Source organism: Rhodopseudomonas pentothenatexigens, from assembly GCF_900218015.1.
Taxonomy (GTDB): domain Bacteria; phylum Pseudomonadota; class Alphaproteobacteria; order Rhizobiales; family Xanthobacteraceae; genus Rhodopseudomonas; species Rhodopseudomonas pentothenatexigens.
The window spans coordinates 25,662-49,976 of record NZ_UFQQ01000022.1; the positions used below are offsets into that span (position 1 = coordinate 25,662).

The 24,315-nt window shown below is 67.8% G+C and carries 21 protein-coding genes and 1 other RNA gene; 4 read left to right on the forward strand and 18 right to left on the reverse strand.

Going from position 1 to position 24,315, the window contains the following annotated elements; all coding sequences use genetic code 11:
- Positions 1 to 33: 33 nt before the first annotated feature.
- Positions 34 to 1,362: a glycosyltransferase family 87 protein gene (locus DWA33_RS18710; protein ID WP_114360082.1), complete on the reverse strand. Its 1,329-nt coding sequence runs from the start codon at positions 1,360 to 1,362 to the stop codon at positions 34 to 36.
- Positions 1,363 to 1,594: 232 nt separating this feature from the next.
- Between DWA33_RS18710 and DWA33_RS18715 the strand changes: the two genes are divergently transcribed.
- The gene (locus DWA33_RS18715; RefSeq protein ID WP_114360035.1) at positions 1,595 to 2,398 is read left to right on the forward strand and encodes a bestrophin-like domain; all 804 of its coding nucleotides are present in this window, start codon (positions 1,595 to 1,597) and stop codon (positions 2,396 to 2,398) included.
- A gap of 8 nt (positions 2,399 to 2,406) precedes the next feature.
- Here the strand turns inward: DWA33_RS18715 and murB are convergent, their stop codons facing one another.
- The 12 genes from murB to rsmH form a co-directional block, all read right to left on the reverse strand.
- Complete coding sequence (murB, locus tag DWA33_RS18720; protein WP_114360083.1) at positions 2,407 to 3,336, reverse strand: UDP-N-acetylmuramate dehydrogenase; 930 nt, start codon at positions 3,334 to 3,336, stop codon at positions 2,407 to 2,409.
- Positions 3,333 to 3,812, reverse strand: coding sequence for a DUF6653 family protein (locus DWA33_RS18725; RefSeq protein WP_114360036.1), 480 nt, complete (start codon positions 3,810 to 3,812; stop codon positions 3,333 to 3,335). The genes murB and DWA33_RS18725 overlap by 4 nt, the downstream gene beginning before the upstream one ends.
- A 17-nt stretch (positions 3,813 to 3,829) precedes the next feature.
- Entirely contained in the window at positions 3,830 to 5,236 is a 1,407-nt protein-coding gene (gene murC / locus DWA33_RS18730) for a UDP-N-acetylmuramate--L-alanine ligase (protein WP_114360037.1), read from the reverse strand.
- A gap of 136 nt (positions 5,237 to 5,372) precedes the next feature.
- The gene (murG, locus tag DWA33_RS18735) at positions 5,373 to 6,473 is read right to left on the reverse strand and encodes an undecaprenyldiphospho-muramoylpentapeptide beta-N-acetylglucosaminyltransferase (protein WP_114360038.1); all 1,101 of its coding nucleotides are present in this window, start codon (positions 6,471 to 6,473) and stop codon (positions 5,373 to 5,375) included.
- A 4-nt stretch (positions 6,474 to 6,477) separates the two neighbouring features.
- On the reverse strand, positions 6,478 to 7,620 hold the full coding sequence (gene ftsW / locus DWA33_RS18740; protein WP_114360039.1) for a putative lipid II flippase FtsW: 1,143 nt from the start codon (positions 7,618 to 7,620) through the stop codon (positions 6,478 to 6,480).
- A 261-nt stretch (positions 7,621 to 7,881) separates the two neighbouring features.
- Positions 7,882 to 9,291 carry a UDP-N-acetylmuramoyl-L-alanine--D-glutamate ligase gene (murD, locus tag DWA33_RS18745; RefSeq protein ID WP_114360040.1) on the reverse strand — a complete coding sequence of 470 codons (1,410 nt, stop codon included), beginning with the start codon at positions 9,289 to 9,291 and terminating at the stop codon, positions 7,882 to 7,884.
- Positions 9,292 to 9,442: 151 nt separating this feature from the next.
- Complete coding sequence (gene mraY / locus DWA33_RS18750; RefSeq protein WP_114360041.1) at positions 9,443 to 10,528, reverse strand: phospho-N-acetylmuramoyl-pentapeptide-transferase; 1,086 nt, start codon at positions 10,526 to 10,528, stop codon at positions 9,443 to 9,445.
- Positions 10,529 to 10,538: 10 nt separating this feature from the next.
- Positions 10,539 to 11,978 carry a UDP-N-acetylmuramoylalanyl-D-glutamyl-2,6-diaminopimelate--D-alanyl-D-alanine ligase gene (locus DWA33_RS18755; protein WP_114360042.1) on the reverse strand — a complete coding sequence of 480 codons (1,440 nt, stop codon included), beginning with the start codon at positions 11,976 to 11,978 and terminating at the stop codon, positions 10,539 to 10,541.
- Positions 11,975 to 13,432: a UDP-N-acetylmuramoyl-L-alanyl-D-glutamate--2,6-diaminopimelate ligase gene (locus tag DWA33_RS18760; protein WP_114360043.1), complete on the reverse strand. Its 1,458-nt coding sequence runs from the start codon at positions 13,430 to 13,432 to the stop codon at positions 11,975 to 11,977. Before DWA33_RS18760 ends, DWA33_RS18755 begins: the two co-directional genes overlap by 4 nt.
- Positions 13,433 to 13,543: 111 nt before the next feature.
- Positions 13,544 to 15,298: a peptidoglycan D,D-transpeptidase FtsI family protein gene (locus DWA33_RS18765; RefSeq protein ID WP_114360044.1), complete on the reverse strand. Its 1,755-nt coding sequence runs from the start codon at positions 15,296 to 15,298 to the stop codon at positions 13,544 to 13,546.
- Positions 15,295 to 15,678 carry a cell division protein FtsL gene (gene ftsL, locus DWA33_RS18770; protein ID WP_114360045.1) on the reverse strand — a complete coding sequence of 128 codons (384 nt, stop codon included), beginning with the start codon at positions 15,676 to 15,678 and terminating at the stop codon, positions 15,295 to 15,297. The genes DWA33_RS18765 and ftsL overlap by 4 nt, the downstream gene beginning before the upstream one ends.
- A complete protein-coding gene (gene rsmH / locus DWA33_RS18775; protein WP_114360046.1) occupies positions 15,675 to 16,673 on the reverse strand; it encodes a 16S rRNA (cytosine(1402)-N(4))-methyltransferase RsmH in 999 nt (332 codons plus the stop codon). Before rsmH ends, ftsL begins: the two co-directional genes overlap by 4 nt.
- 502 nt (positions 16,674 to 17,175) lie before the next feature.
- Here rsmH and DWA33_RS18780 point away from each other — a divergent pair.
- Entirely contained in the window at positions 17,176 to 18,042 is an 867-nt protein-coding gene (locus DWA33_RS18780; RefSeq protein WP_114360047.1) for a peptidoglycan recognition protein family protein, read from the forward strand.
- Between the two features lie 62 nt (positions 18,043 to 18,104).
- Positions 18,105 to 18,588: RNase P RNA component class A (rnpB, locus tag DWA33_RS18785), an RNA gene on the forward strand.
- A 40-nt stretch (positions 18,589 to 18,628) separates the two neighbouring features.
- Here the strand turns inward: rnpB and DWA33_RS18790 are convergent.
- From DWA33_RS18790 to DWA33_RS18800, 4 genes are all read right to left on the reverse strand, one after another.
- The gene (locus tag DWA33_RS18790; protein WP_114360048.1) at positions 18,629 to 18,814 is read right to left on the reverse strand and encodes a hypothetical protein; all 186 of its coding nucleotides are present in this window, start codon (positions 18,812 to 18,814) and stop codon (positions 18,629 to 18,631) included.
- Complete coding sequence (locus DWA33_RS24945) at positions 18,811 to 19,053, reverse strand: hypothetical protein (RefSeq protein ID WP_147270254.1); 243 nt, start codon at positions 19,051 to 19,053, stop codon at positions 18,811 to 18,813. The genes DWA33_RS18790 and DWA33_RS24945 overlap by 4 nt, the downstream gene beginning before the upstream one ends.
- A 78-nt stretch (positions 19,054 to 19,131) precedes the next feature.
- Entirely contained in the window at positions 19,132 to 20,727 is a 1,596-nt protein-coding gene (locus tag DWA33_RS18795; protein WP_114360049.1) for a DHA2 family efflux MFS transporter permease subunit, read from the reverse strand.
- Positions 20,728 to 20,880: 153 nt separating this feature from the next.
- Complete coding sequence (locus DWA33_RS18800) at positions 20,881 to 22,152, reverse strand: HlyD family secretion protein (protein ID WP_114360050.1); 1,272 nt, start codon at positions 22,150 to 22,152, stop codon at positions 20,881 to 20,883.
- Between the two features lie 177 nt (positions 22,153 to 22,329).
- On the opposite strand from DWA33_RS18800, the gene DWA33_RS18805 reads away from it, so the two are divergent.
- Entirely contained in the window at positions 22,330 to 22,977 is a 648-nt protein-coding gene (locus DWA33_RS18805; protein ID WP_114360051.1) for a TetR/AcrR family transcriptional regulator, read from the forward strand.
- On the opposite strand, the gene DWA33_RS18810 is transcribed toward DWA33_RS18805, so the two are convergent.
- On the reverse strand, positions 22,978 to 24,213 hold the full coding sequence (locus DWA33_RS18810) for an extensin-like domain-containing protein (protein ID WP_114360052.1): 1,236 nt from the start codon (positions 24,211 to 24,213) through the stop codon (positions 22,978 to 22,980).
- Between the last annotated feature and the right edge of the window lie 102 nt (positions 24,214 to 24,315).

Here is a 24,315-nt window from a genome sequence, read left to right on the forward strand (position 1 = left end):
TCTTGCCGATTTGCTCGATTCGGAGAAGCGGCGTTACGGCGGCGCTGCGGCGCGCCGCAGACAGACCATTCCCCAGATCGCCAGCGCGATCAGCGCCGGGGTAACCAGACCGATCACCCGCAGCGGCTGCCACAGGCCGCCCTCGGTGGCGATCATGCCGAGCCACATCACCCCCGCCCAGGCGACCAGCGCCGGCACGATGTCGACCCGCCCGCTCCGCCGCCACGCCTCGAGCTGAATCGCCGCCACCAGCGGGGCGACGAAGGCGACGTAGTTCGGCTGCGACACCGACAGCATCACCGGCAACGCCGCGGCCAGCAGCGCGCCGCCGATCAGCAACGCTTCGCCCGGCTGCGGCTGCGGCCCGTTCAGGCGCCAGAACCGGCCGTGACCGATCCACACCAGCGCAATCAGAAAGACCGCATCGAAGGCGAGCTGTGCGGCGGTGGCGAAGCGCGGCAGCGTGTCGGTCTCCGGCAGGCCGCCGGCGGCGATCCGCGACAGCATCGCGCCGATGCTGAGCATGTCGTAGGACGTGAAGGTGATCTCGCCGGCGATTTTCGGATTGGGCACGCCGGTGAAGATGCCGCTGAGATGCTCGGTCCACATCGCCTGATACAGCGCCACGACTTCCGACGGTCCCAGGCACAGCATCGGCACGACGAACAGGAACACCAGGCTGAAGCCGGCGGTGGCGAGGACGGTTCTGAGATCGCCGCGCAGCACCGGAAAGATCAGCAGCGCCAGCGGAAACAGCTTGATGGTGAAGCCGAGCGCCAGCGCGCAGGCCGCCAGATAGATCCGGCCGCGCACGTACAGCACCAGGAACGCCACCATGGTGAGCAGCACCACCGCACTCGGCTGGCCGCGGCCGAGGCCGTCGCCGAAGAACGGCAGCAGCGCCGCCAGCGGACCGAGCCGCAACAGCCACCACGCATTCCAGCCGGACTGATCGAGCGACTGCGGCGTGAAGCGCTGTAGCCCCCTCGCCCACAGATCGAGCGCCGCCAGCATCGCCAACGCGCTCACGGCGTACCAGACGCCGACCGAAACCGGCAGCGGCAGCGCCCAGCTCGGCTTAGGAAGGCCGTCGACTGGGTGGGCGAATACACCCATCAGCAAGGCGAAGAACGGCGGGTAGTGATAGGTCCAGCCGTGATGATCGGCGACCTGATACAGCGGATAGCCGGTCCACACCGCCCAACCGGCCCGGAAGAACACCTGCACGTCGCCGAAGCCGTGCACCGCGGCGCGCCGCACCACGACCGGAAGGTAAATGCACAGGGCCAGCGTTATCGCGGCGATCAGGAGGATTTCGTACCAGCGCAGAGCCCGCCAGCGGGGTGCAAATCGCGATTGCAAGGCAGGATGCTCCATCTCGGTCAACGGTGTACTTCGCAGCCAGGTCGGGCGGAACCGTGGCGCTCCAGCCCACATACGTGCAGAGCAGCCAAACCCCTCGCGCCGCTTTCCGTGGACGATCGGTGCGAAAACCGCCATGGTTCGTGCAGAATCGGCGTCCTGCGCGCCCGAAATGCCACAACGCACCGCTGTAAGACCGTTTCCTGCGGCAGCGGGAAACAATGAGAAACATATGATCCACGCCTGGCTCGATCTTCCTCCGTTCGGCTCCTTCGTCACATTGGCCGTACTCTACTACGGCGTGGCGGCGCTACTGATCGCAGTAGTATTCGCATCTCCGCTCCGAGGTCCGATCGCGCGGTTTCAAGGCGTTGTCGCGCCGTTCTTCTCCTCGGTGGCGGTGCTGTTCGGGCTGTTGACCGGCTTCCTCGGCTACGATGTCGCCGAACGCAACCGCCAGGCGACGCGCGCGGTGCAGGCAGAGGCCGGCGAGTTGCAGAACGTCTACACCCTCAGCGTCGCGGCGGCCTCGGACATGCGCGACATTCGGGTTGCGCTGAAGGCCTACGCCGACTCCGTGCTGAAGAACGAATGGCCGACGGTGAACGGCGTCGCCGCCCCGTCCACCAGCCTCGCCTACGACAGGATGCTCAACGAGATCAGCGCGCCGGCGATCACCCGCGATTCCGGCGCGGCGGTCCACGTCGCGCTGTTGAGTGCCGCGGTGCGGGTCGGCACCGCCCGCAACACCCGTATCAGCCTGTCGACCGACCGCACCAGCGATCTGAAGTGGATTTCGGTGATGTTGCTCGGCGTCATCACCCAGGTGGCGCTCGCGCTGGTGCATCTCGACAAGCCGCGGCCGATGCTGGCCGCCCTGACCGTGTTCGCGACCGGAGCGATCGTCGCGCTCGGCCTGATCGCGCTGCAGGAGGATCCGTTCAGCGGCATCTTCCGGGTGTCCGCGGTGCCGCTCGAACACGTGCTGTCGCTGCCGGATACGCCCGAGCTGCCGACCGGCCCGCGGCCGAAGTAACAACCACCTCAGTCCTGCCCGGTCGGGACTCCGATCCGCTTGATCTCCCACTGCAACTCGACGCCGGACTGTGCCTTGACGCGCGCCCGGACCGTCTCGCCGAGCGTCTCGATGTCGGCAGCGGTGGCTTCGCCGGTATTGATCAGGAAGTTGCAGTGCATCTCCGAGACCTGGGCGCCGCCGACACGAAGGCCGCGACAGCCGGCGGCGTCGATCAGCCGCCACGCGCTCTGCCCCGGCGGGTTCTTGAAGGTCGAGCCGCCGGTCTTTTCGCGGATCGGCTGCGCCAGTTCGCGATGCGCCTGCACCTCGTTCATCTTGGCGCGGATGTGGTCCGGCGTCGCCGGGGTGCCGCGCAGCCGCGCCGAAGTGAAGATCAGCGCAGGATCGGCGCCGCTGTGGCGATACGAGAACTGCATCGCGGCGTTGTCGAGCAGTTTGCGCGTGCCGCTGCGATCATACGCGGTGGCGTCGATCAGCACGTCCTTGGTCTCGCGGCCGTTGGCGCCGGCGTTCATCCGCAGCGCGCCGCCGATCGAGCCGGGAATGCCGTAGTAGAATTCCAGTCCGCCGAGCTGCGCTGCGGCTGCGGTCTCGGCGACGCGCTTGTCGAGTGCGGCGGCGCCGGCGTGAACCACTTCGTCCTCGACGCGATGCTCGCCGAATCCGCGCGGCGACAGCCGGATCGCGACCCCAGGCAGGCCGCCGTCGCGCACGATCAGGTTGGAGCCGAGCCCGAGGCACAGCACCGGGATCTCGGCCGGCAACCGCGACAGGAAGTAACCGAGATCGTCCTCGTCGGCCGGCGTGTACAGCACCTGCGCCGGCCCGCCGACGCGAAACCAGGTGAGCGGCGCCAGCGGCTCGTTGCCGAGCAGCCGCCCGCGCAGCTCCGGCATCGCGGCCTTCAGCTCAAGGGTGATGTCGGGGAAGTTCAGTACAGCCAAGAACGATACTCCGGGTTCTGATCCTTCATGTCTTCGAACAGCCACACCATGCGATCGACGAACCAGGTCTTGGCGAGGATCACCACCATCATGCCCAGCAAGGTCACGGCGAGATCGAGCACGATCAGGCCCCAGGTCAGCACCGGCAGGCCGCACATCGATATCCCTGCGGCGACGCCGGGAACGATGCGATGTCGCTCCGGAATCTCGTCGCGCTGCAGCCCGACCCAGATCCGTTCGCCGAGCACCGCTTTCGAGGCCCAGCTATCGGTCGAAGCCGGCGGCGGAAACGCGCGCGGATTATAGGCGAGCCAGGCGATCGTCAGTCCGACCGGCAGCAGCGACCACCAGCCGATCCAATCCCGGCTCCAGACTGCGAGGACCAGCACCGGAAACGCGGCGTAGCGGGTCCACACGCTCCACGGATTGGCGTGCCGTTTCCAGGTGTCGTCGCTCAAGACCGCCATCGGCGCCTCGTGTCGCGTCAGCCGCCCAGCGCCTTGAGTTCGCCGGGCAGCGCATAGGCCCACTGGGTGATGTTGCCGGCGCCGAGGCAGACGACGTAGTCGCCGTTCCTAGCAATGCCGGCGACGACGCCGGCGAGCGAGGCGGAGTCCTGCAGCGGATGCACCTCGCGATGGCCGTGGGCGCGCAGGCCGAGCACGAAGTGATCGCGGTCGACGCCTTCGATCGGCGCCTCGCCGGCCGGATAGACGTCGGCGACAATCACCGCGTCGGCATCATTGAAGCAGGTGCAGAACTCTTCGAACAGCGACTGCAGCCGGGTGAAGCGATGCGGCTGCACCACCGCGATCACCTTGCCGGCGGTCGACTGCCGCGCCGCCTTCAGCACCGCGGCGATCTCCACCGGGTGGTGGCCGTAGTCGTCGATGATGGTGACGCCGTTCCACTCGCCGGTCTTGGTGAAGCGACGGCGTACGCCGCCGAAATTCGCCAGCGCCTTGCGGATGGTGTCGTCGGACAGCCCCAATTCGTGCGCCACGGCGATCGCGGCGGTGGCGTTGAGCGCGTTGTGGCGGCCGGGCATCGGCAGTTTGAGATCGGCGATCTCGTGCGCGGTGCCGGCCTTGCGATCGCGGAAAGCGACCTTGAAGCTCGATCCGCCGCCCGACGGCGTCAGGTCGAGCAGCCGCGCGTCGGCCTGCGGGTTCTCGCCGTAAGTAATGATGCGGCGGTCTTCGATCTTGCCGACCAGCGTCTGCACCACCGGATGATCGATGCACATCACCGCGAAGCCGTAGAACGGCACGTTCTCGACGAAATTGCGGAACGCATCCTGCACGGCGTCGAAGGTCTTGAAGTGATCGAGATGCTCGGGATCGACATTGGTGACGATCGCCACGTCGGCCGGCAGCTTCAGGAAGGTGCCGTCGCTCTCGTCGGCCTCGACCACCATCCAGTCGCCGGCCCCGAGCCGCGCATTGGTGCCGTAGGCGTTGATGATGCCGCCATTGATCACGGTCGGATCGAGCTCGCCGGCGTCGAGCAGCGCCGCCACCATCGAGGTCGTGGTCGTCTTGCCGTGGGTGCCGGCGATCGCGACGCAGCTCTTCAGCCGCATCAGCTCGGCCAGCATTTCGGCGCGCCGCACCACGGGGATGCGCTGGGCGCGCGCCGCCAGCAGTTCCGGGTTGTCGCGCTTGATCGCGGTCGACACCACCAGCACGTCGGCGCCCTTGATGTTGTCGGCCTGGTGGCCGACGTGGATCTCGATGCCCTTCTCCCGCAGCCGGTTGACATTGGCGCTTTCGGACGCGTCGGAGCCCTGCACGGTGTAGCCGAGGTTACACAGCACCTCGGCAATGCCGCTCATACCGATACCGCCGATCCCGACGAAGTGGATGGGTCCGATCTCGCGCGGCAGTCTCATGGGGAGGGTCTCTATCGTTGTTCGCCGTGCCGGGCTCGTCCCGGGCGTTCGCGATTCAGGGTCACTTCATGCAAGACGGGGATGGCCGGGACAAGTCCGGCAAATGCGCCGAGCCGACGTTTTCCGCGCGCCGGACCTAGGTGCCTGCGACGCGGCCGACCACGTCGGCGAGCCGTTCGGCAGCGTCCAGACGGCCGATTTGCCGCGCGGAGGCGGCCATTTGGGCGAGTTTGGCCGGATCGGCCGCCAGCGCGGTAATCTCGGCGGCGAGCCGGTCCGGGGTAAAATCCGGTTGAACGATGCGCAGCGCACCGCCCGCATCGACGAGCACGCCGGCATTGGCGAACTGGTCCTGATCGAGCGCGCCGGGCAGCGGCACCAGGATGCCGGGGCGGCCGATCGCGGCGAGTTCGGCGACGGTGCCGGCACCCGAGCGCGACACCACGAGCTGGCTCGACGCCAGCCGCTGCGGCAGATCGGTGAAGAACGGCGCCAGCTCGCAGGTCAGCTGCAATCGGTCGTACACCGCACGGACGCGGGCCATGTCCTCGTCGCGGACCTGCTGGGTCAGGACCAGCCGGCGCAGCAGCGCCGGGTCGAGCTTCTGCAGCGCCGGCGGCACGATGTCGGCCATCACCCGGGCGCCCTGGCTGCCGCCGAATACCAGCACCCGCAGCGGCCCGTCGGCGGCCGGCGGGTCGTAGGCGACGGTCGCAGCCTCGGCGACGGCCGGACGGATCGGATTACCGGTATTGCTGATCTTGGACGCGAGCGCCGGCCAAGCGGTCTCGTGGCCGGGAAAGCCGGTGGCGATGGCATCGACCCGCGGCGCCAGGAAGCGGTTGGCGCGGCCCATCACCGCATTCTGCTCGTGGATCAGGGTCGGCACCTTGCGCCAGGTCGCGGCGAGTAGCGGCGGCAGTGTCGGATAGCCGCCGAACCCGACCACCGCGGCCGGCTTCAGCCGTCCGATCAGATTGAAAGCCAGCAGCGCGCCGGAGCCGAGCTTCAGCGCGGTCTTCGCCAGCGCCCACGGGGTTCGGCCGCGCACCGTTTCGCTCGGCACCACGTCGGTGGTCTCGGCGGTGAACAGCCCGCTGTAGCGGGTGGCGCGATGATCGGTGACCAACCGGACGCGGTAGCCGCGCCGGATCAGCACCGCGCCGAGCGCCTCGGCCGGAAACAGATGGCCGCCGGTGCCGCCGGCGGCGAGCAGGATCAGGGGTGCGTCGGTCATGGCCTCACGCGTAGCTTCCCGCCGCCTCGATCGCATTGACCTCGGTCTTGGGGCGCTGCCGCGTCAGTGCCAGCATCATGCCGACGCCGTAGGCCAGCGACACCATCGACGAGCCGCCATAGGAGATGAACGGCAGCGTCATCCCCTTGGCCGGGATCAGTTGCAGGTTGACCGCCATGTTGATCGCGGCCTGGATGCCGAACAGGATCGCCAGCCCGGAGGCAGCGAAGCGCGAGAACAGATCCTCGCTGCGATAGGCGCGCGACAGCGTGCGCAGCACGATGAAGGCGAACAGCGCCAGCAGCGCCAGGCACAGCACGATGCCGAATTCTTCGCCGGCGACGGCGAACACGAAGTCGGTGTGGCTGTCCGGCAGGTTGCGCTTGGCGATGCCTTCGCCGGGGCCGAGGCCGAACCAGCTGCCGTTGCTGAACGCCTCGCTCGCCATGTCGACCTGGAAGGTGTCGCCGGAGGCCGGATTCATGAAGCGCTTGATGCGCCCGGCGACGTGCGGGACGAACAGATAGGCGGTGAACAGCCCGCCGGCCGCGACGCCGGCGAGCCCGAACACCCACACGATCCGCATTCCGGCGATGAAGAACAGCGCGCCCCACACCATCAGCACCAGCATGGTCTGGCCGAAATCCGGCTCCAGCACCAACAGCGACACCAGCGTCAGCAGCAGCATCATCGCCATCGAGGTCGCCGGCATTTCCGGCCGCCGCGCCGCTTCCGAGAACAGCCAGGCGGCGAGGACGACGAACGACGGCTTGGCGATCTCCGAGGCCTGGATGTTGATGCCGATCAGCGTGATCCAGCGCCGCGCGCCCTTCACTTCCGGCCCGAACAGCAGCGTCGCCACGATCAGCGCGACCGACAGCCCGAACACCAGCAGCGCCGAGCGCCGGATCTGCCGCGGCGACAGGAACGACACCCCGATCAGCACGATCAGCGACGGCGCCAGGAACAGGACATGGCGATTGAAGAAGTGGAACGGATCGAGCCCGATCCGGGTCGCGACCGGCGGCGACGCCGCCAGCGACAGGATCACGCCCGCCAGCATCAGTGCGATCAGCGCCACCAGCAGCACGCGGTCGACGGTCCACCACCATTCGGTGAACGGGGTGCGTTGGTCACGGGAGATCATCGGCGATCCTGGGCAAAGAGATCGCCCATTGGTGCGCCCACGTGGTTGCCAGGGGGTTAATGCTTCGAGGCGGAATTGAGATGTGAACGGGAGAGTCTGTATCGCCGGGGCACAGCGGTCATCCCGCCATCGTCGTCATCCCCGCGAAGGCGGGGATCCAGTATCCCAGAGCCTATCTCTTCAATCGAAAAGCCCTGGAATACTGGGTCGCCCGCCTGCGCGGGCGATGACGGGCGTGTGTTTGGCGGCGCAGTGCCGGCGTCACACCGCCGCAACACCATCCAGCGCCGTCACCAGCTCACGGAACCTGGTGCCGCGGATCTCGAAATTGCGGAACTGGTCGAACGAAGCGCAGGCCGGCGACAGCAGCACAACCGGCTGGGTCAGCCCCGACGCCGCGGCATCGCGGGCGGCGGCCGGCACGGCGGCTTCCAGCGTCTCGCTGATCTCGTACGGCACCCGGCCCTCCAGCGTGGCGGCGAATTCCTGCGCGGCCTCGCCGATCAGGTAGGCTTTGCGGATGCGCGGGAAATACTCGGCCAGGCTTTCGATGCCGCCGGTCTTCGGCTTGCCGCCGGCGATCCAGAAGATCTCGCCGAACGACGCCAGCGCCTTCGCGGCCGCATCTGCATTGGTGGCCTTGGAGTCGTTGACGAACAGCGTCGTCCCGTTCTCGCCGACCTGCCGGCCGACCTGCTCCATCCGGTGCGCGAGACCGGGGAAGCTGCGCAGCCCTTGCTGCAACTGCTCCGGCGATACGCCGAGCGCCAGCACCGTAGCCGCTGCGGCCGCGGCGTTCTGTGCGTTGTGCAGCCCGCGCAGCGAGCCGATGCCGCCGATCTTAGCGACTTCGGTAGAATTGCCGCCGTCGACGCGGCGAATGGTTTCAAGATCGGAGGTGATGCCGGACGTAACCGGCCCCTGCACCGACATCCGCACCACGCGCTTGCCGGCGCGCTCGATCCGGTCTGCGGCGGCGCGGCCGAAGTCGTCGTCGACGCCGATGATCGCGGTGCCGCCGTCCTGCACGCCGGCGACCAGCCGCTCCTTCACCGCGGCGTAGTGCTCGATGGTGCCGTGGCGGTCGATGTGATCCTCGGTGACGTTGAGCAGGATGCCGACGGTGGGATCGAGCGACGGCGTCAGGTCGATCTGATACGACGACATCTCGATCACGTGGACGCGGCCGTCCTTCGGCGGCTCCAGCGACAGGATCGCGGTGCCGATATTGCCACCGAGCTGGGTATCCCAGCCGGCCTCGCGCAGCAGATGCGCGATCAGCGCCGTCGTGGTCGATTTGCCGTTGGTACCGGTGATGGCGACGAACGGCGCGTGCGGCGCATGCGCCTTGCGCTCGCGGCAGAACAGCTCGACGTCGCCGATCACTTCGACGCCGGCCTCCTGCGCCTTCAGCACGGTCCAATGCGGCGTCGGATGCGTCAGCGGCACGCCGGGCGTCAGCACCAGGGCGGAGAAATTGGTCCACGGCAGATTGCGCAGATCGGCGGTGATGAAGCCGGCCTGCGCCGCCTCGACCATGCGGTCGAGATTGTCGTCGCACGCGATCACTTCGGCGCCGCCGGCCTTCAACGCATGGCAGCTCGCCAGCCCCGACCCGCCGAGCCCGAACACCGCGACCGAGGCGCCGGCGAAGGAGGTGACGGGGATCATGCTGACGCTCCGACTACAAGGACGACCTCATCCTGAGGAGCACGCGCCAGCGCGCGTCTCGAAGGATGATTATTTGGCACATCCTTCGAGACGCGGCCCTGCGGACCGCTCCTCAGGATGAGGCTGTGCCTACTCGATCGCATTAACAACATCACCGCAGCTTCAGCGTCGACAGGCCGGCGAGCGCCAGCATCACCGCGATGATCCAGAACCGGATCACGATCTGCGGTTCGGTCCAGCCCTTCTGTTCGAAGTGGTGGTGGATCGGCGCCATCTTGAACACGCGCTTGCCGGTGAGCTTGAACGAAGCGACCTGCACGATCACCGACACCGCTTCGAGCACGAACAAGCCGCCGATCACGGCGAGCACGATCTCGTGCTTCACCGCCACCGCGATCGAGCCGAGCATGCCGCCGAGCGCCAGCGATCCGGTATCGCCCATGAAGATCGAAGCCGGCGGCGCGTTGAACCACAGAAAGCCCAACCCGGCGCCGAGCAGCGCGCCGCACAGCACCGCCAGTTCGCCGGTGCCGGCGACGTAGTTGATCTGCAGATATTCGGCGAACACCGCGTTGCCGGCCAGATACGAGATCAGTCCGAAGCTCGCCGCGGCGATCATCACCGGCACGATGGCGAGGCCGTCGAGGCCGTCGGTCAGGTTCACCGCATTGCCGGCGCCGACCACCACGAACGCGCCGAACGCCACGAACGCCCAGCCGAGATTGAGCATCACTTCCTTGAAGAACGGAATCACCAGCGAGCTCGACAGCGGCGCGCGGCCGAGCCACACCAGCGCGAAGCACGCCGCGCCGGCGATGGTGAATTCGATCAGCAGCCGGGTGCGGCCGGAAATGCCGGCGTGGGTCTGCTTGGTGACTTTCATGTAGTCATCGTAGAAGCCGACGAAGCCGAAGCCGAGCGTCACCGCCAGCACGATCCAGACATAGGGATTGAGCGGATTGGCCCACAGCACGGTGCCGACCGTCAGCCCGGACAGGATCATCAGGCCGCCCATCGTCGGCGTGCCCTTCTTGGACACCAGGTGCGATTGCGGGCCGTCGGTACGAATCGGCTGCCCCTTGCCCTGGCGCAGCCGCAGATTGTCGATGATCCACGGCCCGAACATGAACACGAACAGCGCCCCGGTCACCATCGCGCCGCCGGTGCGGAAAGTGATGTAGCGGAAGACGTTGAACGCCGGAAACGAGGTGGACAGGTCGATCAACCAATAAAGCATTCAAGCCGCCTTACACCGCTGCGTCGTCGCGCGCGGCCTTGCCGGGGAAGCGCTTCTCGAGCGCGGTGACAATCGTTTTCATGCGCGATCCGAGCGAACCCTTCACCATCACGGCGTCGCCGGCTCTGATCGCGGCGACGACCTGGGATTCGAGCGCGGCCGCGTCGCCTGCATAGCCCCCTCGTTTGCCGGAGGAAAGGGCGTCCCACAGATTGCGCATCAACGGTCCGCAGCAGAACACCAGGTCGATGTCGTTGGCCCGCACCGCAGCCGCCAGGTCGCGGTGCAGCTTCGGCCCGGTCGGGCCGAGTTCGAGCATGTCGCCGAGCACCGCGATCCGGCGGCCCTGCAGCCCGATCTCGGCGCGGCCGAGAACTCCCAGCGCCGCCGCCATCGAGGCCGGATTGGCATTGTAGCTCTCGTCGATCAGGATCGCTTCGTCGGCGCCGATCCACAGCGGCTTGCGCGCGCCGCGGCCTGCGGCGGGCTGAATCTGCGACATCGCCAGCGCGGCGAGCGCGAGGTCGGCGCCGGCGAGGTCGGCGGCGGCGAGCACCGCCAGCGAGTTCAGCGCCATGTGCCGCCCCGGCATGCCGACCTTGTAGGTGACGTCCTGGCCGAGAATGCTGGCGTGCACCGCCGAGCAGTCGGCATGCAGTGCGACGTCGAGCAGCCGCGCATCGGCCGCGGGATCGGCGCCGAACGTGACAATGCGGCCGACATTGGCGCGCAACGCATTGGCGCTGAGCCGATCGAACATCGGGGTATCGCGGTTGAGCACCGCGATGCCGCCGGGCTCCAGCCCCGAGAAGATCTCCGATTTGGCGTCCGCAATGCCTTCGATGCCGGAGAAGAATTCCAGATGCACCGGCTCCACCGTGGTGACGATCGCGATGTGCGGTCGCACCATCTTCACCAGCGGCTCGATCTCGCCGGCATGGTTCATGCCGATCTCGAAGACTGCAAAGCGCACGCCGGCCGGGCAGCGCGCCAGCGTCAACGGGACGCCCCAGTGATTGTTGAACGACGCCACCGAGGCGTGGGTCGGGCCTTGCGCGCCGAGCACGCCGCGCAGGCCTTCCTTGGTCGAGGTCTTGCCGACCGAGCCGGTGACCGCGATCACCTTGGCCGACAGCCGGGACCGCGCCGCGATGCCGAGCCGGCGCAGGCCTTCGAGCACGTCGTCGACCACCAGCAGCGGCGCGTCGGCGGCGAATTTGGCGCGCTGTGCCTTCTCGACGACGGCCAGCGCAGCGCCGGCGTTGAGCGCCGCCGCGACGAAGTCGTGGCCGTCATGGACGTCGCCCTTGATCGCGAAGTAAGCGTCGCCCGGCGCCAGCGTGCGGCTGTCGATCGAGATCCCGAACACGTCGCGCGGCAACGTGCCACTGCGCGTCGCGGCCATCGCCTCCGCCATCGCGTCGGAGGTCCAAAGCGGTTCTGTGCTCATGCGGCGCTCGCTGACAGCGCCGCTCTGGCGGCGTCGTGATCGCTGAACGGCAGCACGCGGTCGCCCACGATCTGCCCGGTCTCGTGGCCCTTGCCGGCGATCAGCAGCGCATCGCCCGGCTGCAATTCGCCGATCGCGGTGCGGATCGCTTCGGCGCGGTCGCCGATCTCGCGCGCGCCGGGGGCGGCGGCGAGAATGGCCGCGCGGATCGCGGCCGGATCTTCGTTGCGCGGATTGTCGTCGGTGACGATCGCGGCGTCGGCGTGCTCGGCCGCGATCGCGCCCATCAGCGGCCGCTTGCCGGCGTCGCGGTCGCCGCCGGCGCCGAACACGACGACCAGCCTGCGCTTGGCATAGGGCCGCAGCGCCTGCAGCGTCTTGGCGAGCGCATCGGGCTTGTGCGCGTAGTCGACGAACACCGGCGCGCCGCCCCGGGCGCCGACCAGGTCGAGCCGGCCCGGCGCGCCTTCGAGATGTTCGAGCGCGGCGAAGCTCGCCGCCGCATCACCGCCGGTGCCGATCACCAGACCAGCCGCGACCAGCGCATTCTCGATCTGGAATTCGCCGACCAGCGGCAGCTTGACCGCAGAGCGCCGCCCCTCGTGCTCGATCGTGAGCCTCTGTGCGAAGCCCTCGACTACGGCGTCGATCAGCCTGATGCCCGCGCCCGGATCGCCGTTGCGGCCGATGGTGATCAGCCGCAGGCCGCGCGCGCGCGCCGCTTCGATCACTTCAGAAGAACAATCGTGATCGGCGGAGATCACCGCAGCGCCGCCGTCCTGCACCAGATTGCGGAACAGCCGCAGCTTGGCGTTCAGATAGTGCGCGACGTCGGGGTGATAGTCCATGTGATCGCGCGACAGATTGGTGAAGCCGCCGGCGGCGACGCGGACGCCGTCGAGCCGGAACTGATCGAGCCCGTGCGACGAGGCTTCCAGCGCCAGATGGGTGACGCCCTCTCCTGCGATCTCGTCGAGCGAGCGATGCAGCGCGATCGGGTCGGGCGTCGTCAGCGAGCCGTAGACGCTGCGGGTCGGCGTCACCAGGCCGATGGTGCCGATGCTGGCGGAGGCGCGGCCGAGTCGCTGCCAGATCTGCCGGGTGAAGGCCGCGACCGATGTCTTGCCGCTGGTGCCGGTGACCGCGGCGATCACGCCCGGCTGACGCGGGTAGAACCGCGCCGCGGCCTGCGCCAGCCCCAGCCGCGGATTGCCGAGCTGCACGAACGGCACCGCCAGGTCGCCGTCCGGCCGATGCGCGCCTGCGATCGCGACTGCGCCGGCCGCCACCGCCGCCGCGACGAAGCGGGCGCCGTCGGTCTTGGCGCCGGCGATCGCAAAGAACAGATCGCCCGGTTGCACCGCGCGGCTGTCGACGGCGAGACCGCCGATGGCGAGGTCGGCCGCCGGCGCGGCGATCTCGGCCTCGTCGCTGAAGAGGTCGCGGAGCTTCATGGTCCTCGGGCGTCCGATTCGAGACAGGTGTTCTCACGCCTGCGAGGCTTTTAGCGCAAGCGGGGCGCAGCGCAACTCGGCGGAAAACCGCCCGCCCGGCTCAATCGGGCGTTACTGACCGGCCCGCGATGCCGCAAGAATAAGGCGGTCCGGCGGCGGCAGGTCGAACCGCGGCTCGATTCCGAGCAGCGGCGCGATTCGCTCGATCACCTTGCCGCCGGTCGGCACCGCGTTCCAGCCCGAGGTGATGAAGCCGTGGGTTTCCGGCAGCGCCTTCGGCTCGTCGAGCATCACCAGCACCTGGAATTGCGGATCGTCCGCCGGCAGGATCGCGGTGAACGAATTCAGCACCTGCTTCTTGGCGTAGCGGCCGTTGATCACCTTCTCCGAGGTGCCGGTCTTGCCGCCGATGTAGTAGCCCCTGGCGATCTGGTCCGCGGTCTTGGCGGTGCCGACCTCGGCGTTGAGCCGCATCAGGTAGCGGATCTTGTCGCTTGTTTCCTTCCTGACCACGCGCTTGGCGAGCTTCAGCGCGTCTTCCTCGCTGCGCTTCAGGAAGGTCGGCGGGATCAGATAGCCGCCGTTGACCATGGCGTTGATGCCCATCACCGCCTGCAGCGGAGCCACCGCGACGCCGTGGCCGAACGAGATGGTGATGGTGTTGAGTTCGCTCCAGCGTTTCGGCACGATCGGCGACGCGCTTTCCGGCAGCTCGGTGCGCAGCCGGTCGAGCTGGCCGACCTTCTTCAAAAACGCCTTGTGGGCGTCGACGCCCATCGACAGCGCGATCCGCGCCGCGCCGACGTTCGACGAATAGGTGAACACTTCCGACAGTGAGATCGCCCGGCCCATGTTGTGGGAGTCGTGGATCGCGAACTTGCCGTAGTGCAGCGGCCCGCGCGCGTCGTACATCGAATGCAGGTTCGCCTTGCCGGCATCGAGCGCCATCGCCAGCGTCAGCGTCTTGAAGGTCGAGCCCATCTCGTACACGCCGGTGGTCAGCCGGTTGATGCGATCGGGGTCGTTGGCTTCGCGCGGATTGTTCGGATCGAAATCCGGCAGCGACACCATCGCGACGATCTCGCCGGTCTTGACGTTGGAGACCAGGCCCGAGGCCGCCTTGGCGCTGTATTTCTCCTTGGCCTTGAGCAGTTCGTCGCGCAGCGCGTGGGTGACTCGGACGTCGAGCGCCAGTTCGATCGGCCGCTGCATCCGGTCGGACGCGAAACCGGCGCGGTGCAGGTCGGCGAGCCCATTGTTGTCGAGCCACTTCTCGATGCCGGCGATGCCCTGGTTGTCGATGTTGACCAGGCCGATCAGATGCGACACCTCGGCGGCGTTGGGATAGACGCGCTTGTTCTCACGCAGAAAGCCGATGCCGGGGATGCCGAGCTTCTTGATCTCGGCCTGCTGCCGCGGCGTGATTTCGCGCTTCAGCCAGACGAAGCCCTTCTTCGACGCCAGCCGCTCGCGCACCTCCGGGGTTTCGAGGTCGGGCAGCGTCGCGGTGAGCAGCTCGACCGCCTCGTCCTGGTCGATGATCCGGCGCGGCTCGCCGAACAGCGACGGCGTCTTGACGTCGGTGGCCAGGATCTGGCCGTTGCGGTCGACGATGTCCGGCCGCGCGGTGGCGACCGCGTCCTGCGAGACGCCGCGACGGGCGCCGTGATTGTCGCCGAACACCGCGATCGTCATCAGTTTGAACGCGATCACGCCGTACACCGCGGCGAACGCGATCATCGCCAGCCCGACGCGGGCGCGCGCCTTGGCGTCGCGATCGACCTCGCGGCCGTAGATCAGGCTGCGGATCAGCCGCTGGTGCCATTTGACGTGGTGGCCGACGAGCGGCAATGCGGGTTCGGTCACTGGACGGGCTCCGGAGCCGGCAGCGAGCCGGTGACGATGTCGGGATCGATTTTCTCGATCATCGAGGCGATCGGATCGGGAGCGTTGGGATCGACGATCGCCGGCGGGCGCTCGGGCAGGTTCTTGAGCTGATCGAATTGCCGTGCCGACACCGGCTTCAGCTTGAGGTGACGGGCGGCGAGCCCCTGCAGCCGGCCCGGCGAGTCGAGCTTGGCCCATTCGGCGCGCAGCCGCGCGATCGCCTCGCGCTCCTTGCGCAGCTCGGCCTGGATCTGCAGCACCTTCTCGGTGCGGACCGTGGACTCCATCTTGATCCGGTAGACATAGGCCGCGGCGAACACCAGCATGCCGATCACCAGCACATGCACCAGGCGCATCATCGGCCGGCCCTCATCACGCTGGCGAGGGTGGGCCATCCCGGCAGTTCGCCGGCGGCGTGGGCCGGCGCCGCGGTGCGCTCGGCGCCGCGCAGCTTGGCGGAGCGTGCGCGCGGATTGGCGGCGACTTCGGCATCGCCGGCCACGATCGGCCGCTTGGACAGCAGCGTGAAGCTCGGCGCCGCCTGCGCCAGCTCCGGCAGATGCCGCGAACCGCCGCCGGTCCGGCTGCGCTCGGCCAGGAAGGTCTTGACGATGCGGTCTTCCAGCGAATGGAACGACACCACCGCCAGCCGGCCGCCCGGCTTCAGCACCCGCTCGGCGGCGTCCAGCGCCTGATGCAATTCGTCGAGCTCTTCGTTGACGAAGATCCGCAGGCCCTGGAACGTGCGGGTCGCCGGATGGATCTCGCCGGGCTTGGCGCGCACCACCTTGGCGACGATGTCGGCGAGCGCCTTGGTGGTGGTGATCGGCGCCTCGCCGCGCGCCGCCACGATGGCGCGGGCGACGTGGCGCGAATAGCGCTCCTCGCCGAAGATGTAGATGATGTTGGCGAGATCGGTTTCGGAGGCGCGCGCCACGACGTCGGCCGCGCTCGGGCCGTCGCGCCCCATCCGCATGTCGAGCGGCCCATCGAACCGGAACGAGAAGCCGCGCTCGGCCTGATCGAGCTGCATCGACGACACGCCGATATCCATCACCACGCCGTCGACCGTCGCGACGCCCTGCGCGGCGCAGACGTCCGCCAGATTGGAGAACCGGTCCTGCACCAGCGTCAGCCGGCCGGCCGCTTCGGCGACCAGCTCGGCACCGCCGGCGATCGCGGTCGGATCGCGGTCGATCGCGATCACCCGGCTGCCGGCGGTCTGCAGGATCAGCCGGGTATAGCCGCCCGCCCCGAACGTGCCGTCGAGATAGATCCCGCCGTCGCGCGGCGCGAGCAGTCCGACCGCCTCGGGCCCGAGCACCGGAACGTGCCGTGCAGCGGAACCGGTCATGGCGATACCCCGGGCGCGCCGGGGCCGCGCCGGCCCCGCTTCGCGCGGACGCCGGACGGGCGGCCCATCGGCTTGCTGCAGGGCAATCGGCCCATCATGCCTCGCCTCGTCCCATTGCGCCGGCGGGGCCCCGCGCCAGCCAGCCGAGACGACCGACCAACCCGGCGCTCCGCTTGGAATCTGGTGGAGTTCCATCGGCTTATGGGGCGTTACAGGAGAATTTGCCGGGGTTTTGGACACCGGCCGTTCACCTCTCAGTAACGGCGCTTACGCTTAAGAAACCGTTGACGGTCGGACGGTCCGTTCAGCCCAGAAATGACGCCCCCGGTCAGCCGCGCGTTTCGCTGCGCTGCAGGATGCGGAACCCGGCCTCGTCCACAGAAAATGGCGAAATCGTGAATACAGCGCGTTGCAGGAAGCGGCGGGGACTCAGATAGTAAATCGGAAGTTGCAGTCGGCGTTGATCAGCTTCGCCGTTGTCCTGCCAGTATTGAGTCGTCCGATGTTGTCAGGTTCGTTAGCGTCCGCTGGTCCGGAGTCGAAACGTCGACGCGCCCTCCCTTTGCCCAAGGGCATGGTGCCCATGCAGACCTTCACGCCCGACTCGTCGATGGTGTCCGATGTCATTCCCTCGCCCAATCATGGCGAACGGAACAAGGCGCGCCGGCCCGACATGATCGTGCTGCACTACACCGGCATGCCGGACGTCGAAGGCGCCCTGACGCGGCTGTGCAAGGCCGGCACCGAAGTGTCGGCGCATTACGTCGTGCTCGAAGACGGTCGCATCCTGCAATGCGTCCCGGAATCCAAGCGTGCCTGGCACGCCGGCGTCGCCTGCTGGGCCGGCGAGGAAGACATCAACTCCTGCTCGATCGGCATCGAGATCGTCAATCGCGGCCATGATTGGGGCTATCCGGATTTTCCGCTGCGCCAGATCGCGGCGGTGATCGCGCTGTGCCGCGGCATCATCCTGCGCCGCGAGGTGCCGCCGCATCGCGTCGTCGGCCATTCCGACGTCGCTCCGGCGCGCAAGAAGGACCCCGGCGAAAAATTCCCGTGGCGGTCGCTCGCCGCCTCCGGAGTCGGCCTGTGGGTCGAGCCGGCGCGGATCGTGCCGGGTCCGGCGCTGAAGCAAGGCGCCGAGGGCGACGACGTGCGGCTGATGCAGCAGGCGCTGGCCGATTACGGCTACCGCGTCCCGGTCAACGGCAGCTACGACCACGCCACCACCGACGTCGTCACCGCGTTCCAGCGCCACTTCCGCCCCGACAAGGTCGACGGCATCGCCGACGCCTCGACGCTGGCGACGCTGCACGCGCTGCTCGCACGCCTCCCGATCGAAGCCCGCGCGGTCGCGGCGCTGGGCTAACCGTTTCCTCCACGCCACTTGCGGCTTGACGATCGCGGCCCGAGCCCGCATGGCTTGCCGCGTCAGTCGGCCGGACGGCCGCTCCGGCAAGCGCCGAAAGGCCGCCGGGGAGGAAAGTCCGGGCTCCATCGACATACGGTGCCGGATAACGTCCGGCGGGGGCGACCCCAGGGAAAGTGCCACAGAGAACGAACCGCCCGCCTACGCCCCTTCGGGGCTTCGGTGCGACAAGCCCCCGGGCCTGCCGCGCCATAGCAGCGCAAGCTGCGACGGCGGGTAAGGGTGAAAAGGTGCGGTAAGAGCGCACCGCGTCGCCGGCAACGGAGACGGCATGGTAAACCCCACCGGGAGCAAAACCGAATAGGGACGGCATCGCGGATAGTTCGCTGCTTGCAGCGATAACTCCGCAGGGCGATGTCAGGCTCGCCGTCCGGGTAGGTTGCTCGAGGCGCTGTGCAAACAGCGTCCCAGAGGAATGGCCGTCGCGTAGTGCCTGCGCAAGCGGGCGCTGCCCTCCAGAACCCGGCTTACAGGCCGGCTGATACTTGATCCATGAAGGGCTCGGCCGAAACGCCGGGCCCTTCGCCTATTCGCCCGGCGGCATGTAGCGACGCGTCGTACCCAAAAAGCGACTCCCGCCAGCACTTGCGGCGAGCTTCTCAGCGCGCTCCACGCCGCGGCGGTCGAGCCAAGCCTCGACCAGTCCGACCACCGCCATAACCGCCGCCAACACAACCGGCGACATGAGTGCAAACCACTGAAAGGCCGTCATTCCTCAAGCCCTCCAAGAGCCCATCGCCCCGCAAAACGTAGGAACACACCGGCAGCAATGCAAACGAGAAAACCAACGGTGCGGGAAAAATCATCGGCCGCAGCAGCCGTGGTTCCGTAGATGATCGTCCAGAATGGCGACAGAAATCCGGCGACCAACACCGCTATCGACGCGTTATTATACCACGTTGCACGCAGCTTCCGTCGTTCATTCCGGACCAATTTGTTCGGCTCGGCCATGTCGCGCTCCTATCGCTATCGTAGGAGAGGACATCGCGGACGGCTATTCTTCTAACGAGGGAAGTTGCGCTGAGTGTCTCAATGCCCCCCGCCGCCCGCCGCGGCCATCGGGTTGGCCGGCTTGGCGAGCAGGAACACCAGCGTGCTGAGTCCGAGGTAGAAGATCGTCAGCAGGAAGAACGCGTCGCCGTAACTCATCACCACCGCCTGGCGGTGGACGATGCTGCTGAGCTGTTTCAGCGCCATCATCGAGGCGTCGCCCATGCCCTGGAAGCGCTGGGTGAAGGTGTTGAGCAGTTCGACCGCCTGGGCGTTGCCCCAGGTCACCTTGTCGTGCAGCCGGGAGATGTGGAAGTCGGTGCGGCCGTCGAGCGCGGTGTTGATCAGCGCCAGTCCGAGCGCGCCGCCGAGGTTGCGGGTCAGGTTGAACAGGCCGGAGGCGTTCTTGACCCGGTGCGGCGGCAGCGTGCCGAGCGCGATGTTGTTGACCGGCACCATCGCCATCATCATGCCGACGCCGCGGAAGATCTGCGGCCACAAGAGCTCGTAGAAATCGAAGTCGCGGGTGATCCAGGTCATCTGCCAGGTGCCGCCGGCGAACAACAGCAGCCCGACCGCGATCAGGATCCGCATGTCGACCAGCGCCATCAGCCGGCCGACCAGCGGCGCCGACAGGAACATCGCGATGCCGGAGACGAACATCGTCTCGCCGATCATCAGCGCGCTGTAGCCGCGCACTTCGGCCAGATAGCGCGGGTAGATGTAGGTCAGGCCGTACAGCCCTATGCCGACGCAGAACTGGAACATGCAGCCGATCGCGAAATTGCGGTCGGTGAAGGCGCGGATGTCGACGATCGGCTCGCGCGCGGTCAGCACCCGCCAGAAGAATGCCACCGCCGACACCACGCCGACGATCGCGAAAATGAAGATCGACTCGTCGTTGAACCAGTCGTTGCGCGGCCCCTCTTCCAGCACGTATTCGAGCGAGCCGAGAAAGCCGGCCATGAAGCCGAGCCCCCACCAGTCGAAATGATCGAGCAGCTCGTAATGCGGCTCGTCGAAATCGACCAGCGCCAGCACGCCGATGGTGATCAGCACGCCGGGCACGACGTTGATGAAGAACAGCCAGTGCCACGACATCAGGTCGGTGATGTAGCCCCCGACCGTGGGCCCGATGGTCGGCGCCAGCGTCGCGACCAGGCCGATGATCGGGCCGACCATGTTGAACTTGGAGCGCGGGAACACCGTATAGGCCGAGGCGAACACGGTCGGGATCATGCCGGCGCCGAGGAAGCCCTGGATCGCCCGCCACACGATCATCTCGGCAATCGACGAGGTGAAACCGCACATCAGGCTGGCGAAGGTGAAGCCGGCCGCGGAGATCGCGAACAGGTTGCGGGTGCCGAGCGCGCGCGACAGGAAGCCGGACAGCGGGATCGCGATCACTTCGGCGATCAGATAGGCGGTCTGCACCCACGAGACTTCGCTCGACGACGCCGACAGGCCGGCTTGGATTTCCGACAGCGACGCCGAGACGATCTGGATGTCCAGGATCGCCATGAACATCCCGAACACCATGATCAAGAACGCGATCAGCCGGCTCGCCGGAACATGCTCCGACGGCTCGGCGGGCGCTTGGGCTGGTGCTGCGTCAGCGGTGGTCGATGCCGACATCGGCAAGTCCTCGGAGGAGTTCGCTCGTCCTCATCGTCATGGCCGGGCTCGTCCCGGCCATCCACGTCTTTGTTGCAGCGATCTCAGTCGGGCGTGGATGCCCGGCACAAGGCCGGGCATGACGAATGGTTGGCGCCCCGGCTGATCGGCCGCTTACTCGCCCGTCCGGGTGTCGACGTCGACATACACCGACATGCCGGCGCGCAGCAGGTTTTCGCCTGCCACGTCGGCGGGGACGCGGATGCGGACCGGGACGCGCTGCACGATCTTGGTGAAGTTGCCGGTGGCGTTGTCGGGCGGCAGCAGCGTGAACACCTGCCCGGCGGCCGGCGACAGGCTGTCGACGATGCCTTCGATCTTGCGGCTGGAATAGGCGTCGACCGAGATCGCCACCTTCTGGCCCGGCTTCAGCCGGCGAAGCTGGGTCTCCTTGAAATTGGCGTCGATATACACGCCGTCGAGCGGCACGATGTTGGCCATCCGCTGGCCGGCATTGATGAAGTCGCCGACATTGACCAGCCTGTTGGAGAACACGCCGGTCACCGGCGCCCGCACATTGGTGAAGGCGAGATCGCGTTCGGCCTTGGCCAGCGCGCTCTGCAGTTCGACGAGCTGGGCGCGGGCTTCCGCCTGCTGCGCCTTGGTCACTTCGACGTTGTCGCGGGCGGCGTCGAACGCGGCCTTGGCGGCGGCCACCGAAGCGATGGTCTGATCGCGGCTCGCCTGCGAGGTTTCGAACACCGCGCGCGAGGCGAAGCCCTTGGTCGAGAGCGCCTGCTGGCGATCGAAATCCAGCGCCGCGCGCCTGGCTGCGGCCTCGGCGGAGTCGAGCTGCGCCTGGGCCTGCTCCACCGCGCTCTGCTGCGCGGCGATCTGGCGGCCGATCCGCGCGATGGTGGCTTCCTGGGTGCCGATCTTGGCGCGGGCGGTGTCGACCGCGATCTTGTAGTCGCCGTCGTCGATCCGGAACACGACGTCGCCGGCCTTCACCTCGGAATTGTCGCGCGGCAGGATCGCTGCGAGGTGACCCGAAACCCGGGCGCCGAGCGTGGTGTTGTTGGCGCGGACATAGGCGTCGTCGGTCCCGACCATGAAGCGGCCGACCAGCATGTATTGCGTGCCGAAATAACCGAGCGCCGCCAGCGCCGCGATGCCGACGCCGATCAGCACGAACTTCTTCTTGCCGGGCGGCTTGGCGGCGGCGGGACGCGCCGGCGGCGCGATCGGTTCCGACTCGGTTTCGGGCTCCGGCGGATCGGCGAGCTTCAGCGTCGACGGATCTTCCAGCAGCGAGCGCAGCGCCTCGGCCTGCGACGGCGCGGTTTGCGACGGCGCCGCACTCGCCTGCGCACCGGCGGCGGGCACCGCCTCCCCGTTCTCCGGATCGGGGCGCAGCACGCGGGCAGCCTGGTCGCGTCCGGACATCGAGGTCTCCTGAAATCAGCTCGCGCGAAAAGCGCTGCCCGGACGGTAGCCCTGGCAGGTATTCTCGTCTAGCATTGACCGAACGGTTCGGTCAACCTACTATCTGACATCAGGGTAGCAGGTGAGCGTTTCTGCTCATGCTCCACCGCCCGTGATTTCGCAGGACAGGCTGAACCAATGGTTGCGACAGCATCGGTGGCGCCGCTTCACAGCGACGACGACAGCGCCAAGCGACGCCAGATCCTCGAGGGCGCCCGCGCGGTGTTTCTGGAATTCGGCTTCGACGGCGCCAGCATGGGCGAGATCGCCCGCGCCGCCGGCGTCTCCAAGGGCACGCTGTACGTGTACTTCGCCGATAAGAACTCGCTGTTCTGCGAGATCGTCGAGCAGGAGAGCCTGGTGCAGGGGATGCTGTCGTTCGACTTCGTTGCGGATCGCGGCATCGAAGCGACGCTCCAGGCGTTCGGCAACGCCTATATCGGATTGATCTGCAATCCGCGCGGCGCCTCGGCGATCCGCACCGTGATGGCGATCGCCGAGCGGATGCCGGACATCGGCCGGCGCTACTACGAGCGGGTGATCGCCAACACCATCGGCCGGTTCGCGCGCTATCTGGAAGGACAGGTCGCGGCGGGCGCGCTGGCGATCGAGGATTGCGAACTCGCCGCCGCGCAGTTCATGCAAGCCTGTCAGGCGACGCTGTTCCTGCCGTTCATTTTTCAGACCGCCGAGCCGCCCTCCCCGCAGCGGATCTCCGGCGTCGTCGACAGCGCGACGCGGATGTTTCTCGCGGCCTACCGGGCGGAGCCGGGCGCCGGATCCTGACTAATCGTCCTCGGCCTCGTCGCGGTCGACCTTGTGGCGCGAGGCGCTGCGGCTGATCGAGCCGGTGACGCCGTTCCAGCCGGGGCCGCTGCTGCCGGCATAGGGATTACGCTGCTGCAGCCGCTGGGCGATCACTTCGCCGGGCACCGCGGCCGGCTTGCAGATCGAGCGCAGGTTGCGCCGGCGCATCAGGTCGACGTGGATGTGATCGTAGTGATACACGTTCGAGCCCGGTGCCAGCACCGTGTTGAACACCCGGCACGCCGAATCCTGGACATCGTGCAGGAACGCCTGCTCCTCCGGCAATCCGCGCCAGCCGCCCTTGACGGTGATGCGGCGGCCGTCGGCCAGCACGAAGGCCGAGATGTCGAGCGCGTTGCCGAACGCGTGCTCGGAGATGTGCGCGTTCGGATTGCCGTTCATGCCGCGACAGGAATACGCCGAGATCTGCTTGATCTCGACCACCCGCATGCCGAACCAGCGCATCGCCGCCGGCTGCACCGATTCCGCCAGCCAGCGATCCAGCGCCGACACGATCGGACACGCCAGCGTCGCGGTCGGCTTGATCGCAACCGGGCCGACCGAACCGGTGACGCCGCCCTGCTGCGCCGGGCCGAGCCGCGGCAGCGGGCGCTCGTCGACGCCCGGATAGCGCGGGGGCGGCGAATAGTTGCGGTCGTGCGGATAGCCGGTGACGTTCTCGGCCGGAGGCCGCCCGGCTGCAGGCTCGCCCTCCGGCGGCAATTCGATGTCGTCCTGAGAGGGCACCACGCCGGGCGCGTTGAGCGAGACCGGACCGTTGCCGTAGCCGGTTTGCGGCGCGCCGTAGCCGGCCTGTGGCTGTGCGCCGTAGTTCGGCGCCCGCGCCGGAGGCTCGCCGTAACCGCGATGCGTGGTCGCGTAGTTCGGTTGCGGCTGGGCGCCGGGCCAGCGCGGCTGGCTGGTGCCGCCGATCGATCCCGGCGGCCGCAGATCGTCGGCATAGCCGATCGCGCCGGCTTCGCCGAGCGCCGCCACCTTCAGCGGAAACTCGGCGCCGCAGACGCCGGGGCCGGAAATCGGATCGATCCGGACCACGTCCGGCCCTTCCTTGACGGCGCCCGATTTCAGGCACGCGATCTCGGCCTCGGCCCGCCACGGTTCGCGTTCGGCGATCTGAAACAGACCGCGGCCGCAACCCGCGAGCGACACGAGGACGAAGGAGCCGACGAGATACAAACGAACTCCGCGCGTCATCCGCGCACAGTCCACCAATCTGATTAAAGAGAATTGAACGGTATCGGGCGACGATTCGTTAACTATGCGCGGCGCCGCGGAGCGCACTGCTCCGCAGCGCCG

Excerpts from the sequence above, each read along its gene's own strand:
- DWA33_RS18715 (WP_114360035.1), top strand. The coding sequence starts at position 1,595 with ATGATCCACGCCTGGCTCGATCTTCCTCCGTTCGGCTCCTTCGTCACA.
- murC (WP_114360037.1), bottom strand. The coding sequence starts at position 5,236 with ATGAGACTGCCGCGCGAGATCGGACCCATCCACTTCGTCGGGATCGGC.
- murD (WP_114360040.1), bottom strand. The coding sequence starts at position 9,291 with ATGATCCCCGTCACCTCCTTCGCCGGCGCCTCGGTCGCGGTGTTCGGG.
- DWA33_RS18780 (WP_114360047.1), top strand. The coding sequence starts at position 17,176 with ATGTTGTCAGGTTCGTTAGCGTCCGCTGGTCCGGAGTCGAAACGTCGA.
- DWA33_RS18790 (WP_114360048.1), bottom strand. The coding sequence starts at position 18,814 with ATGACGGCCTTTCAGTGGTTTGCACTCATGTCGCCGGTTGTGTTGGCG.
- DWA33_RS18725 (WP_114360036.1), bottom strand. The coding sequence starts at position 3,812 with ATGGCGGTCTTGAGCGACGACACCTGGAAACGGCACGCCAATCCGTGG.
- DWA33_RS18755 (WP_114360042.1), bottom strand. The coding sequence starts at position 11,978 with ATGAGCACAGAACCGCTTTGGACCTCCGACGCGATGGCGGAGGCGATG.
- DWA33_RS18800 (WP_114360050.1), bottom strand. The coding sequence starts at position 22,152 with ATGTCCGGACGCGACCAGGCTGCCCGCGTGCTGCGCCCCGATCCGGAG.
- DWA33_RS18810 (WP_114360052.1), bottom strand. The coding sequence starts at position 24,213 with ATGACGCGCGGAGTTCGTTTGTATCTCGTCGGCTCCTTCGTCCTCGTG.
- ftsW (WP_114360039.1), bottom strand. The coding sequence starts at position 7,620 with ATGATCTCCCGTGACCAACGCACCCCGTTCACCGAATGGTGGTGGACC.
- DWA33_RS24945 (WP_147270254.1), bottom strand. The coding sequence starts at position 19,053 with ATGGCCGAGCCGAACAAATTGGTCCGGAATGAACGACGGAAGCTGCGT.
- ftsL (WP_114360045.1), bottom strand. The coding sequence starts at position 15,678 with ATGATGCGCCTGGTGCATGTGCTGGTGATCGGCATGCTGGTGTTCGCC.
- DWA33_RS18760 (WP_114360043.1), bottom strand. The coding sequence starts at position 13,432 with ATGAAGCTCCGCGACCTCTTCAGCGACGAGGCCGAGATCGCCGCGCCG.
- mraY (WP_114360041.1), bottom strand. The coding sequence starts at position 10,528 with ATGCTTTATTGGTTGATCGACCTGTCCACCTCGTTTCCGGCGTTCAAC.
- murG (WP_114360038.1), bottom strand. The coding sequence starts at position 6,473 with ATGACCGACGCACCCCTGATCCTGCTCGCCGCCGGCGGCACCGGCGGC.
- DWA33_RS18805 (WP_114360051.1), top strand. The coding sequence starts at position 22,330 with ATGGTTGCGACAGCATCGGTGGCGCCGCTTCACAGCGACGACGACAGC.
- DWA33_RS18795 (WP_114360049.1), bottom strand. The coding sequence starts at position 20,727 with ATGTCGGCATCGACCACCGCTGACGCAGCACCAGCCCAAGCGCCCGCC.
- rsmH (WP_114360046.1), bottom strand. The coding sequence starts at position 16,673 with ATGACCGGTTCCGCTGCACGGCACGTTCCGGTGCTCGGGCCCGAGGCG.